Annotated in this window: 11 protein-coding genes; 2 read left to right on the top strand and 9 right to left on the bottom strand. The window is 57.3% G+C overall.

Going from position 1 to position 12,141, the window contains the following annotated elements; genetic code table 11:
• Window positions 1-146 precede the first annotated feature (146 nt).
• On the top strand, window positions 147-752 hold the full coding sequence (locus ACKLKD_RS09400; RefSeq protein ID WP_087806264.1) for a glutathione S-transferase: 606 nt from the start codon (window positions 147-149) through the stop codon (window positions 750-752).
• A gap of 60 nt (window positions 753-812) precedes the next feature.
• On the opposite strand, the gene ACKLKD_RS09395 is transcribed toward ACKLKD_RS09400, so the two are convergent.
• The 4 genes from ACKLKD_RS09395 to ACKLKD_RS09380 are packed head-to-tail and all read right to left on the bottom strand — an operon-like array spanning window position 813 to window position 5,553.
• Window positions 813-2,312 carry an FGGY family carbohydrate kinase gene (locus ACKLKD_RS09395; RefSeq protein ID WP_087806262.1) on the bottom strand — a complete coding sequence of 500 codons (1,500 nt, stop codon included), beginning with the start codon at window positions 2,310-2,312 and terminating at the stop codon, window positions 813-815.
• A 14-nt stretch (window positions 2,313-2,326) separates the two neighbouring features.
• Complete coding sequence (locus ACKLKD_RS09390; protein ID WP_040147406.1) at window positions 2,327-3,745, bottom strand: L-fucose/L-arabinose isomerase family protein; 1,419 nt, start codon at window positions 3,743-3,745, stop codon at window positions 2,327-2,329.
• A 34-nt stretch (window positions 3,746-3,779) separates the two neighbouring features.
• Window positions 3,780-4,730, bottom strand: coding sequence for a transketolase family protein (locus ACKLKD_RS09385; RefSeq protein ID WP_087637213.1), 951 nt, complete (start codon window positions 4,728-4,730; stop codon window positions 3,780-3,782).
• A complete protein-coding gene (locus tag ACKLKD_RS09380; protein WP_004893549.1) occupies window positions 4,723-5,553 on the bottom strand; it encodes a transketolase in 831 nt (276 codons plus the stop codon). The genes ACKLKD_RS09385 and ACKLKD_RS09380 overlap by 8 nt, the downstream gene beginning before the upstream one ends.
• Window positions 5,554-5,864: 311 nt before the next feature.
• Between ACKLKD_RS09380 and ACKLKD_RS09375 the strand changes: the two genes are divergently transcribed.
• Window positions 5,865-6,815, top strand: coding sequence for a sugar-binding transcriptional regulator (locus ACKLKD_RS09375; RefSeq protein ID WP_004893547.1), 951 nt, complete (start codon window positions 5,865-5,867; stop codon window positions 6,813-6,815).
• Here the strand turns inward: ACKLKD_RS09375 and ACKLKD_RS09370 are convergent.
• The 5 genes from ACKLKD_RS09370 to ACKLKD_RS09350 form a co-directional block, all read right to left on the bottom strand.
• On the bottom strand, window positions 6,812-7,774 hold the full coding sequence (locus ACKLKD_RS09370; RefSeq protein ID WP_080924550.1) for an Rpn family recombination-promoting nuclease/putative transposase: 963 nt from the start codon (window positions 7,772-7,774) through the stop codon (window positions 6,812-6,814). The two genes, ACKLKD_RS09375 and ACKLKD_RS09370, sit on opposite strands and share 4 nt — an antisense overlap.
• Window positions 7,775-7,929: 155 nt before the next feature.
• A complete protein-coding gene (locus ACKLKD_RS09365; RefSeq protein WP_004885708.1) occupies window positions 7,930-9,018 on the bottom strand; it encodes an ABC transporter permease in 1,089 nt (362 codons plus the stop codon).
• 1 nt (window position 9,019) lies between these two features.
• On the bottom strand, window positions 9,020-10,546 hold the full coding sequence (locus tag ACKLKD_RS09360) for a sugar ABC transporter ATP-binding protein (protein WP_004893537.1): 1,527 nt from the start codon (window positions 10,544-10,546) through the stop codon (window positions 9,020-9,022).
• Window positions 10,546-11,154 (bottom strand): DUF2291 family protein, encoded by a 609-nt coding sequence (locus ACKLKD_RS09355; protein WP_174705290.1) that lies wholly within the window; start codon window positions 11,152-11,154, stop codon window positions 10,546-10,548. The genes ACKLKD_RS09360 and ACKLKD_RS09355 overlap by 1 nt, the downstream gene beginning before the upstream one ends.
• Window positions 11,155-11,164: 10 nt before the next feature.
• A complete protein-coding gene (locus tag ACKLKD_RS09350) occupies window positions 11,165-12,106 on the bottom strand; it encodes a D-ribose ABC transporter substrate-binding protein (protein WP_004178959.1) in 942 nt (313 codons plus the stop codon).
• Window positions 12,107-12,141: the final 35 nt, after the last annotated feature.

Below are 12,141 nucleotides of genomic sequence, written 5' to 3'. Positions count from 1 at the left end.
TATAGCACAAGGGGAACTGGAGGGCTACCGCGAATCGCCAATCTGTTAGTTTGACTAACCATTTCGGTAAGTATCCCGTGATATTCGCAGCATGGGTTTTCCAGTAAGGTAAAGCCGCAACCCCTTTATCGCAGGCAGGAGTGACGATGAAACTCATTGGTATGATGGATTCACCTTATGTTAGACGCGTGGCGGTTTCTCTGGCGCTCTATGGCGTGGAATTCGAGAGCCTGCCGCTCTCGGTTTTTAGCGGCTTTGACGAATTTTCCCGCATTAATCCGGTGGTCAAGGCGCCGACGGTGGTGCTCGATGACGGGACGCAGCTGATGGACTCCACGCTGATCCTCCACTATTTCGAAACGACCAATCTGACCGGGCGCCGGCTGCTTCCCGCGCAGCCTGACGCGCTGGCCCGCGATCTGCACCTGCTGGGGGTGATCCTCGCCGCCTGTGAAAAAGCGGTCCAGCATGTTTATGAGCACCGTCTGCGGCCGGAAGAGAAGCAGCATCAGCCGTGGATAGCCCGGGTGACCGGCCAGCTGCTCGCCGCCTGTCGGGAGTGGGACGCCCGGCTGGCAGACCGCGCCGCCGCCGCGCAGCCGGACCAGGTGCTGGTCACCAGCACGGTGGTCTGGTCCTTTATCCAGTTGATGATCCCGGCGGTGGTGCCGGCAGCGGCGTTTGCGCATATTCGCGCGCTGGCGGAGAAAGGAGAGGCGCTGCCGGCGTTTCAACAGTATCCGCTGGCTTAACGGCGGGGGGCGCGTTGGATTGCAGCCGGACGAAGACATTATCGCCCGGCTGGGTTGCGCTCAGCGTCTTGCCAGCGTCACCGCGTGTTGCCAGGACTGCCATCGCTGCACAAGCCGATGATGCCGGATCAGTTCTGGCGCATAAGTGATGTGTTCTGGTAAAAAGGGCTGAAGCTCTGCCACCGTCAGCTTGTGCAACGCTTTACGCGCCAGCAGTGCCGCACCGGTCGCCGACAGCTCGGCCACATCGCTGCGCATCACCGGACAACCCAGCAGGTCGGCCTGATACTGCATTAACCAGTCGTTTTTGGTGGGGCCCCCATCCACCAGCAGCGTGTTGAGCGTAAAGCCATGATGGGCACGCATCGCAGTGATTACATCGGCAATCTGGTAGGTTATTGACTCGAGCGCGGCACGAATGAGATGGGCCCGCTTCACGCCCCGGCTTAATCCATGGATCAAACCGCGGGCCTTATCGTCCCACCAGGGGGCGCCCATGCCGGTGAGCGCCGGGACAAAAAAGACGCCTAAGGTGGAGTCGACCGAGCGCGGCAGATCATTCAGCGCCTGGGCCAGTTCGCCGGGAGCGCGTTCGCTCAATCCGGTACTGTCGGCCATCCACGCCACCGCATCGCCGGTATGGGGAATGTTCCCCTCGAGTGCATAGACCAGCTTTTCTCCGTCGTGCCAGGCCACCGTGGTGGCGAGATTACTGACGTGACACGCCACCGAATCAACGGGCGCCATCACCGAGGTCCCTGTACCGTAAGTGGCTTTAACACAACCGGCGGCGCCCAGACCGTGGGCGAAAAGGGCGGCATGCGAATCGCCAATCATCGCCATTACCGGAATGCCATCAGGGAGGGTGGCTAAACCCGCGGTGTAACCAAACAGGCCGCTCGAAGGTTTAATCACCGGGAGTGCTGCACGCGGAATGCCAAACAGGGCGAGCATATCGGTATCCCAGTCCGCTGTGTGCAAATTCATGAGCTGCGTACGAGACGCGTTGGCATAATCACAACAAAAATGCTGGCCTTGCGTCAGGTGCCAGAGCAGCCAGCTATCCACCGTACCGAGGCAAATCTCGCCATTTTTCGCCCGCTTCAGGCCATCCGGAGTGTGGTCCAGCAGCCAGCGCATTTTCGAGGCGGAAAAGAGCGGGGCGACTGGCAGGCCGGTTACCGCCTTGATCTGCGGCTCATGACCTTGTTCACGCAGCATGTGGCAAAATGCGGCAGTACGTGCACATTGCCAGCTCAGGGCGGGCGCTATAGCCTCGCCCGTTTCCCGATACCAGCCCACGACGGTTTCGCGCTGGTTGCTGATCGCCAGGGCGGCTACACGCTCCGCGCCAACGGCGGCCACTGCGCGAGAAATCACCTCCAGCGACGCGGCAAGCAGAAGCTCCGCTGACTGTTCTACCCATCCTTCCTGCGGCGTAGCGATTTCAAGCGCACGGGAAAATTGCGCAATTACCCGCCCGTGGCTGTCGAAGGCAACGGCTTTGGCATTGGTTGTGCCCTCATCGAGGGCAATAATAATATCCTTGTTTACCGACATAGCGGCCTCCGGCCTCACTGGTGGAGATAGGTCGACACGCCCAGGTAGCGCGTAAATGCTTCGTGCAAAATTGCGGCACTGGCGGAATGGTTCATCGCGACATGGTGCTCAAAGCCATTGCGGCAGATCCACGACAGCAGATTTTCCAGGTGGGGAACCTGAATGACCGCCCGACAGCCTACCGTATCGAGGGGATCGTCAACCGACCGACCTTCGCCGACGTAGGCTTTGATCTCGCCAGTCAGGTCGTCGGTGCTGAGGCGAAAATAGGTCAGCGCGCCGCTTTTCATGCGACCATGCACGGCACCGCAGGTGTTTTCTTTGCCGACGGTGGTGCCGATAATATCGGCCGTTCCCATGTGCGGCGACTCAAGGCTGGCCGAGGCAAAGTTCCCGCAATGAAACAGCACACATTTATCGCGATCGTCGCCGAAGTTATTGTTCCAGTCCGCGATCGAGGCGGGGCTCAGGTTGCTGCTGGCGAGCGCATACATGGAGAGCGCGCCCATGACATCGACCTCACAGGCGCTTGGCATCAGTTGTCCGGACATCACGCTCATGATGGAGCAGACGTTAATCCCCAGATTTTCCTGCAGCGAGGTCCAGCACTGAATTGCGGTGGTGTCGATGTCGTTGGCAACAATCCACTCGCTCAGGACCACAAACAGTTTTGCCATGGTGACCAGTTTATCTGCCGGAATACCGCTGGCGTCGGCATTATCGATCAGCAGGCGGCGCTTCTCATCCACACGAATATCGTCATCACGCAGGGCTTTAATCCGGGTAAACACCTCTGACAGATCTAACGTTTCCACCGCGATGCCTAAACGTTCGAGCAGCTTTTCGCTGTAGCGCACGGTGTTAAAGCCCGCTGGACGGGCGCCGATCGCGCCAACGCGCACGCCGCGCATACTGTTCACCACGCGACATATCTGCGTGAAGCGCCGCAGATCCTGCTCAAACACTTCGCCACTGAGCGCGCAGACGTGCTGGGTGGTCAGCGTAAACGGGATACCGTACTGGCGCAGGTTGTTGCAAAGGGAAATTTTGCCGCAGAAGCTATCGCGGCGCGTCGACAACCCCATTTTATCCAGATTATCCTCTTCGGCCTGAATAAGCACCGGGACGTTGAGACCGGAGAGGCGCAGCGTTTCGGCGATGGCTTTCTCATCACCAAAGTTGGGTAACAGCACCACGACACCGTGAATATTGTCGCGGTGGCTGCGGAACAGCTCGGCGCAAATTTTGGCATCCTGCCGGGTTTCCACGCCACCCAGTTCCGTCTGGGATGGATCAAGCATAATGGTGTTAATCCCAAGACGGCTAAACAGGGCTACCGCCTGTTCGCGCGCTTCGGCGACCAGATAGCTGGGGAAAAATCCCCGGTTGCCAATAATGACGCCCATGGTGAGTTGTTGAGGAATTCGGGACATTGCGTTCTCTCCAGTAAGATGTTCTTGTTATTTTTCAGGATGCTTTTTTTATGTGTAGCTTGCGGGCGTGCTTCACCACCCCGGCGGCATCGATTTCATGGCGCGCGCGCGTGGCAGCGCGATCGGCGGCAATGGCGTATTGCCCGTCAGGGATACCTAAGCGCCGCAACGGGATCGCGCACCCGGCCTCGGCCAGCACTTCCGCCACCAGGCTCCCGACGCCGCCGTTGACGTTGTGTTCTTCCACCGTGATCGCGGCCGGACAGGACTGGATTGCCGCCAGTAGCGCCTGGGTATCACAAGGACGAATAGATGGGACACTGATAACGGTGGCGTCAATACCTTCTGCAGCGAGTTGTGCGGCGGCTTCCACAATTTCATGTACCGTTGAGCCCATGGCAACCAGCGCAATATCGCGCCCCAGACGCAGCACATCAATGTTGCCCGGAACAAACCGGTAATGTTCATCATGCAGTTCCGGCAGCGCTTTACCGTCGAGGCGGATATACACTGGCCCGACGTGGGCAAGGGCATAATCGATAATCTGCCGGCACTCGCCGGGACTGGACGGCGCGTAAATTTCAATATTGCCAAAACCGCGCAGAATGGCGATATCGTCAATACTGTGGTGGGTGCTGGCCAGTGGACCGTAGCTGGCGCCCGCGTTCAGCCCGAACAGTTTGACGTTGGTGTTGTTGTAGCAAACGTCGACCTTAATCTGCTCATTGGCTCGTGAGATGAGGAATGGCGCGGCGTTGCAGGTTACGGCCACTTTCCCCCCCAGCGCCAGACCGGCGGCAGCGCCAACCAGCGTCTGCTCGGCGATGCCGACGTTGACCAGCCGGCCAGGGAATCTTTTGATAAACGGAGCAATTTTCGCCGTTGAGGTGGAGTCGGCCACCACCGGCACCAGATCCACGCCGCGGTCTACGGCATCAATAAAGGCATTCACCATCACCGTGGCGAGATGTTCGCTATTACTCATCTTTCAGTTCCTCCAGCGCCAGTTCAATTTCTTCTCCTTTCGGTACCCGGTGATGCCACTCGGGGCGTCCCTGAATAAAGGAAATACCCGCGCCTTTGGTGGTGTTAGCAATCACGACGTGTGGTTTCCCGTTCGGCTGCAGGCCCTCAAGGGTGGCGACCACCTCCGCCATATCGTTGCCGTTGCACTGCGTAACCTCCATGCCGAAAGCGCGCCATTTTTCATCCAGCGGATCGGTATTCATGATCTCTTTGGTCGCACCGGCCAGCTGCAGATTATTTTTGTCGTTGATAATAATAAGGTTATCCAGCTGGTAGTGGGCGGCGACCAGCGCGGCCTCCCAGTTGCTGCCCTCCGCCAGTTCGCCATCGCCGGTGACGACAAATACGCGACGCGGGTTGTTATCGCGTTTCGCTGCCAGCGCAATGCCTACCGCCACGGGCAGACCATGGCCCAGCGCCCCGGTATTCAGCTCAATACCCGGCGTCTTGTGCTTTACCGGGTGTCCTGGCAGCGCCGAGTCGGCGTGTTGATAGGTTGCCAGCCAGTCAACGGGAATAAAGCCTGCTTCGGCCAGCACGCAGTAATAACCGCCGACAGCATGCCCCTTCGACTGAATATAGATATCGCGGTCGTCGCTCTCTTTTCGCGCAGGGGAGCAGTTAAGGATGCGAAAGTAGAGGGCGGTCAGCAGTTCGACTTGTGATAGATCGGCACCGGTGTGGCCGCCTGCCGGGCTTTCCGCATTCAAGACGATGATGCGGCGGCGGATGGCGCGTGCTTTTTGTTCTAACTCCTTAACGGAGAGTGAAAACGGATTCATAAAACACCTCTTGAAAGTAAATTCTTGTATGAATAAATATTCCAGCAGGGTAAAAAAACACTTCCCATCCTGACTACCTTTAATCGTCGACAAAACAAGGTATTAATAAGTGATTGAATATATATTCACTACTGATTTATTATTCACATAGGTAAGATATGCCCTGTGACGGGGTTTGTCCACGATTTGTACGGCCTATTTTCTAAAAAAGGAGAAAACGATCACATTTGGATCGTCGGGAAAAGGGCGCTGCGCTTGTTATCTATTCAATGATGCATAAAAATAACGAGCAGAAAACAGAGGGGAATGCCATGTCGAAGCAGGATGAACAGCGGTTGCTGGTGAAGATCGCCACGCTTTACTACAGCGAGAATAAAAAGCAGTCCGAGATCGCCTCGCTGCTGCATCTGTCCCAGTCTTTTGTTTCACGGGCGCTAACCCGCTGTCAGAAAGAGGGGCTGGTGAAAATTACCGTGGTCCAGCCGACAAACATTTTTGTCGATCTGGAAAAGGCGATTGAGGAGCGTTTTGGCATTCGACAGGCGATAGTCGTGGATGTGGGCGAGAACGCCAGTTACAGCCAGGTAAAGCATGCCATCGGCAGCGCGGCGGCGCACTATGTTGAAACGCGGCTGCGGCCGGAAGACCTCGTGGGGATCTCGTCCTGGAGCAGTACGATCCGCTGTATGGTGGATGAGATGCATCCGCAGAACATTCGCGCCGCCGGGGTGATTCAGCTGTTGGGCGGCGTCGGTCCCAACGGCAACGTGCAGGCCACCATCTTAACCCAGCAGCTGGCGGCGCATTTAGGCTGCCCGGCGTGGCTGCTGCCGTCGCAGAGTATTGAGCACTCCGTGGAGGAGCGCAGCCGTCTGGTAAACAGCCCGGACGTCGCGGCGGTGGTGGCGAAATTTGCCGAAGTGGATGTGGCCATCGTCGGTATTGGTGAACTGGAGCCTTCGCAGCTGCTGAAAAACTCCGGTAACTATTATAATGAAACCATGCTCCAGCTGCTGGCGGCGCGCGGCGCGGTGGGGGATATCTGCCTGCATTACTATGATGCGGCGGGCAAACCGGTACTGAGCCAGGATGAGGATCCGGTGATCGGTATGGAGCTTGAGCAAATTCGTCGCTGTCCGCAGGTGATTGCGCTGGCCGGCGGCGTGGACAAAGAGAACGCCATCCGCGGCGCGTTGCAGGGCGACTATATTGATGTCCTGATCACCGACTTCCCGACCGCGCGCGCGTTAATTAAGGGCTAAGCGGGGGGAGACTGGCGTGCCTGGCGCGCCAGCGTCGCCAGTTCGTCCGCGCTGAGGCGAGTCATCCGCAATACGGTTTCAGTGTCCATGCCGTTCTCTAACATCATCAGCGCGATGCGGCAGGCTTCGCGATGCTCACCCGCCTGTAAACCTTCGTTCAAGCCTTCCTGTAACCAGCGTTGTTTTCCCTCTTCGCGCCCTTTCTGCTTCAGGTACTCGGCAATCGTCATCAGGGTATCCTCATATTGCGGCAGACGTTCGACCAGCTGGTCGATAAAGTTGTCCGGGTCGGCGCTATTGCCATGCAGCGACATATAGGTAAATAACGTTTTGAACTGCTGGTGGTCAGTGTATCCCATCAGCACCACCTCCACCAACTGCTGGAGGATATGGCTAAGATCGCGTTGACGGATGTGTTTCTGGACCAGTTCCAGAAGCGCGATCCGCCGATGCTGTAATATGGCGTCGTCGGGAATATCGGTCACATCGACGAGCGGAAAAGCCCCGAGATAAAGCTGCTTTGCCGGTGAGTCAGGTGGGAACTCGTCCAGCCAGCACAGTGAAAAGGGATAGGGAGAAATGGTGCCATGATAAAACAGCATGGGGATCACCAGCGGCAGCGCTTTATGGCCGCGATCAAGATGCTGTTGCATGGCCGCGAGGGCATAGCGCAGGAGTCTGAACGCCATATGGCTGTCCGGGGTGCTCTGATGCTCAATGACCACATAGATATAGCCCTCTCCCTTGCTGGTCTGCAGAGAGTAGAGAATATCGGAATAGCTGGCGCGCAGGTTGTCCTCAACAAAGCTCCCGGATTCCAGGTGCAGAGTGCTTAAGTCGCACAGCTGCCGTAGCGCGGGCGGCAGATGAATATCCAGAAAATCGCGTGCGGTTTCGCTGTCGCGCAAAAAGCGTTTAAACAGGCTGTCGTGCGGGGTCGAGTGCGGACGTTTTTTCATGGCTTCCTTGCCTGGCAGAGCAGAGTGGCGGGATGCTACCACCGCTTGCCGTCGGGCAGGATTTTTCGATGAGGTTTTGCGAAGCGCCTCGGAGAAAGGCGCATCGAGCGTCAAGCCGCCACCTCCTGTGGCCGGTGCCACAGGAGGGCTTGCGGTTACTTATTCTCCATGACCGCCTTCTGAGCGACCACCGCCGCTTTCTGCTGCATCCGGTTTTGCATCTGATCGATAATGACCGCCACAATAATCACGATCCCTTTGATGACCATCTGCCAGAACTCGCTCACCCCCATCATCACCAGCCCGTCGGCGAGAAAACCGATGACAAACGCACCAATCAGCGTACCCAGAATGGTTCCCCGGCCGCCGGCCAGCGATGTTCCGCCCAGTACGACGGCGGCGATAGCATTCATTTCAAAAGCGGTACCGTTAGCCGGGTGGCTGGCCAGCAGCTGCGCGGAGACCACGATCCCGGCAATGGCGGCGCAAAAACCGGACAGCGTGTAGACCAGCACTTTAATTTGCTTCACTTTCACGCCGGAAAGCTCGGCGGCGCGCTCGTTGTCACCGATCGCATAAACATGGCGGCCAAAAGGCAAACGCCGGGCGATATAGGCGATGATCAGCGCCAGGAGGATCATCAGCCAGATGGCCCACGGGATGCCAAAGAGCGCACCTGCGCCAATTTCATCGAAACCCGTGTTGCCCAGCTGCGGATTGCCCGCGAGCCCGGGGAAGGTTTGGCCATCAGAGGTCAGCATCGCGGCTCCGCGGAGCACATACATGGTACCGAGGGTGCAGATAAACGGCGCCACATTGTAGCGGGTAATGATCCAGCCATTAACGGCGCCAATCAGCGCGCCTATCAGCAGCACCAGGGGCACAATGACCCACACGCTTGGAAAAATGGCGATGCCGAACATCGGCAGGACGATCCCTTTGGTGATAAGCCAGCCGGCTATCATTCCGCAGAGACCGAGCGTGGCGCCAATCGAGAGGTCGATACCGGCGGTGATAATGACAAAGGTGATCCCCAACGCCAGAAAGGCGTTAATCGCAATGTGTTTAATCATAATCACCATGCTGCCAGCGGATAAAAACCCGGGCACGGTCATCGTGAAGAAGCCGACAATCAGAAACAGCGCGATAAAGGTGCGCAGTTTTAATAACAACAGCAGGATATTTTCACGGGAGAGGGAGGCTCCGCCGCGCGGCGCCAGTGCGACCGATTGTGTCATTTTCATCTTAGAACCCCTGAGCGCTTGCTGAAACCAGCGCCGACTCTTCGGCCTGGTCACGAACGATATCGGCGGTCAGTTTGCCGCCTGACATCACCAGGATACGGTCAGAGACCGCCATGATTTCTTTTAAATCGGAGGTGGAGAACACCACCGCCATTCCCTGCTGCGACAATTGCACCATCATGCGAAACACATCCCCCTTGGCGCCGATGTCGATTCCACGCGTAGGCTCGTCAAGAAACAGCACCTTCGGATTGGTTAACAGCGAACGGCCAATCACCACCTTTTGCTGATTGCCGCCGCTGAGCGCCTGGATCTCGACCTCTGGTGATGAGACCTTAATGGAGAGATTGCCAATCGTGCTGGCGACGACGGCCTCTTCCTCTTTATTGGCAATGGTTAACCCGCGCTGAAGACGACGCCACAGGCTGGCAATGGTCAGATTGCTGGCGACTGACGAGATAGGAAAAATCCCGGTCCGCTTACGATCTTCCGGCACCAGACTCATGCCCATGCGGATGCGTTCGGCCGTGGTTAACCGCTGGGGAACCGGTTTGCTGTCCAGCCAGATCTTGCCAAAGTAGTGGCGCGCAGTCCCCAGCAGACATTCAAACAGCTCGGTTCGCCCGGCGCCCATCAGGCCGTAGATCCCAATAATTTCACCGGCATGTGCTTTAAAACTGACGTTATCCACCACCGTATTGCCCGCGGCATTCACGCAGGTCAGGTTTTCCACTTCCAGCAGTGGGGCGCCGAAGCGGCGATCCGGAGGAAGAAAATGGCTTACCGGATCGCTTCCCAGCATTTCACGGACGATCCATGGCACATCAATTTCACTCACCCTGGCCTCCGCCTGGAATTTGCCGTCACGCAGTATGGTAATGACGTCGCCGATGGCCATCAGCTCCTCCAGACGGTGTGAGATGTAGATGATGGACACCCCCTGACGCGTCAGTTCGCGGATGACCCGAAACAGGATATCCACCTCGGTTTTGCTTAAGGCGGAGGTGGGCTCATCAAGGATCAGAATGTCCGCATTTTCCGCCAGCGCTTTGGCTATCTCGACCAACTGCTGCTGACCGACCTTCAGGTTACCCACCAGCTCCCGCGGCGAGATCGGCTGGTCGAGTCGCTGCAACAGCTCCGCGGCTTGTCGTTCCTGCTCTGCTTCGTTAATCGGCGTAAGCCCGCGCTGTAGCTCGCGGCCAAGAAAGATATTTTCCGCGACGCTAAGATTTTCAAACAGGTTCAGCTCCTGGTGAACCATACCAATGCCGTGGGCGGCGGCCTCGCGGGTGCTGGAGAAACGGACAAGCTTACCGTTGAGCTCCATTTCGCCCAGGCTCGGCTGTTGCACACCGGCGAGAATTTTCATGAGCGTTGATTTACCCGCGCCATTTTCGCCGATGATCACGTTAACTTTGCCACGCCAGACGTTGTAGTCGACGTTATCCAGCGCCACCGTGCCGGGGAACAGCATGGAAATACCACGGGTGCGTAAAATGATCTCCTCTGTGGGTGAACTGGCCATCAGCGCGCCTCCTGTTTTAGCGCAAGAGCGGCCGCATCCTGCAGGCTGCCGTTAACCACCGTGGCCGCAAAGAGAATATCGACAGGTTTGCCTGCCCAGCTCGCGTCCACTGTCGGCAACGATTTTATCGCCTCCCGGTTATAGGCGCGTGAAAGCTGCGCAAACTGCACCTGGTTGGTAAAGTCTTCAAATTTGAACCCGCTGGCATCGCGAATGGCGTTGCCCCGCATGACAGGACCCAGCTGCACGACCAACGGCTGGCCCTGTAGCGTAAGAGTGAGCTTCTGCTCGCGTGGGGTGCTGACGTCAATCCCGGTCACTTCGCTGCTCAGGCGAACAAAGACGCTCTGTGGCGTCGCGCCAGAGGCCTGACGCACTTTTTCCAGCGCAGTCGCGTCCAGCGCATGTTGGTTCGCTGCGTCAATTACTCGAGATTGCCAGGTTTGTTGCGCGATCTGCTGCGGGGTGAGATGGTCGAAGCTGGGTTTCGCGTTCGGGTCGGCAGGCAGCACTGGCTTGCCATTCTCATCTAAGTCCACCACCGTGCAGGCCGTCAGCAACAGGGCGGCGCAGCCCATCAGCACGGCGCCCCATTGTTTTAACCGCATCATTTCCGCCTTACTCGCTGAGGTTGAACATGTTGAGTTTTTTCGCATTGCCACTATCGATGAGGATGCAGTCCATCAACTGCTTCTCTTCTTTCTGGGCTTTCCCGTTTTTCAGGAAAAAGTCCGCCTGTTCCACGGCCATTTGCGCCTGCTTCCAGCCAGGCTGGAGAACCGTGGCTTTAATGTTGCCCTGCTTGAGTATCGAGTCGCGGGTGTAGTCGCTACCGTCGAAGCCGACGACAATCACGTCGTTTTTACCCGCGGCTTTCAGCGCCGCTTCCGCCCCCAGCGCCATGGTATCGTTGCCGGAAATCACGCCGACGATATCCGGATTGGTCTGCAGAATGGCTTCCATACGGGTAAAGGCTTCCGTCTGGCTCCAGTTCGCCGTCTGCTGGGCGACCATTTTCATTTCCGGATAGTCGTCCAGCACATCGTGATAACCCTGCGAGCGGACGCTGGCGTTGGTGTCGGACTGACGACCTAACAGTTCGACATACTTGCCTTTACCGTTGAGGAGGCTGGCGAATTTTTCCGCGCCAAGCTGGGCGCCCTGATAGTTGTTAGAGACGATCTGCGCCACGGCGACGCCGGTTTTATTGATCTCTCTATCGATTAAAAATGCCGGCACACCTGCCGCTTTTGCTTTTTCCAGCGGGCCGACGGTGGCATCCGCGCCAGCGTTATCCAGGATGATGGCTTTGGCTTTGCGCGCAATAGCCGTTTCAATCAGTTGGTTTTGTTTGTTGACGTCGTCGTCGTGGGAGGCGACCAGGGTGCTGTAACCCAGCTCTTTCGCTTTCGCCGCTGCGCCGTCAGCCTCCGCTTTAAAGAATGGATTATCATGTGAAGGGGTAATGATCGCGATCAGGCCATTATCGGCGGCGAAAAGTGAGCCAGATGCGGCCATCATGGAGGCAAACAGAACAGACTTTATCAGGGTAGTTTTCATTATTATCTCCGCATTGAATATATATTCAATAATGA

Source organism: Klebsiella sp. 10982, from assembly GCF_048589245.1.
Lineage (GTDB): Bacteria > Pseudomonadota > Gammaproteobacteria > Enterobacterales > Enterobacteriaceae > Klebsiella > Klebsiella quasivariicola.
The sequence above is the reverse complement of the archived record's forward strand: the minus strand, read 5'-3'. Positions and strand labels throughout refer to the sequence as shown.

What these genes read in the sequence shown, in the direction of transcription:
- ACKLKD_RS09400 (WP_087806264.1), top strand. Translation starts at nt 147, where the DNA reads ATGAAACTCATTGGTATGATGGATTCACCTTATGTTAGACGCGTGGCG.
- ACKLKD_RS09395 (WP_087806262.1), bottom strand. Translation starts at nt 2,312, where the DNA reads ATGTCGGTAAACAAGGATATTATTATTGCCCTCGATGAGGGCACAACC.
- ACKLKD_RS09390 (WP_040147406.1), bottom strand. Translation starts at nt 3,745, where the DNA reads ATGTCCCGAATTCCTCAACAACTCACCATGGGCGTCATTATTGGCAAC.
- ACKLKD_RS09385 (WP_087637213.1), bottom strand. Translation starts at nt 4,730, where the DNA reads ATGAGTAATAGCGAACATCTCGCCACGGTGATGGTGAATGCCTTTATT.
- ACKLKD_RS09380 (WP_004893549.1), bottom strand. Translation starts at nt 5,553, where the DNA reads ATGAATCCGTTTTCACTCTCCGTTAAGGAGTTAGAACAAAAAGCACGC.
- ACKLKD_RS09375 (WP_004893547.1), top strand. Translation starts at nt 5,865, where the DNA reads ATGTCGAAGCAGGATGAACAGCGGTTGCTGGTGAAGATCGCCACGCTT.
- ACKLKD_RS09370 (WP_080924550.1), bottom strand. Translation starts at nt 7,774, where the DNA reads ATGAAAAAACGTCCGCACTCGACCCCGCACGACAGCCTGTTTAAACGC.
- ACKLKD_RS09365 (WP_004885708.1), bottom strand. Translation starts at nt 9,018, where the DNA reads ATGAAAATGACACAATCGGTCGCACTGGCGCCGCGCGGCGGAGCCTCC.
- ACKLKD_RS09360 (WP_004893537.1), bottom strand. Translation starts at nt 10,546, where the DNA reads ATGGCCAGTTCACCCACAGAGGAGATCATTTTACGCACCCGTGGTATT.
- ACKLKD_RS09355 (WP_174705290.1), bottom strand. Translation starts at nt 11,154, where the DNA reads ATGCGGTTAAAACAATGGGGCGCCGTGCTGATGGGCTGCGCCGCCCTG.
- ACKLKD_RS09350 (WP_004178959.1), bottom strand. Translation starts at nt 12,106, where the DNA reads ATGAAAACTACCCTGATAAAGTCTGTTCTGTTTGCCTCCATGATGGCC.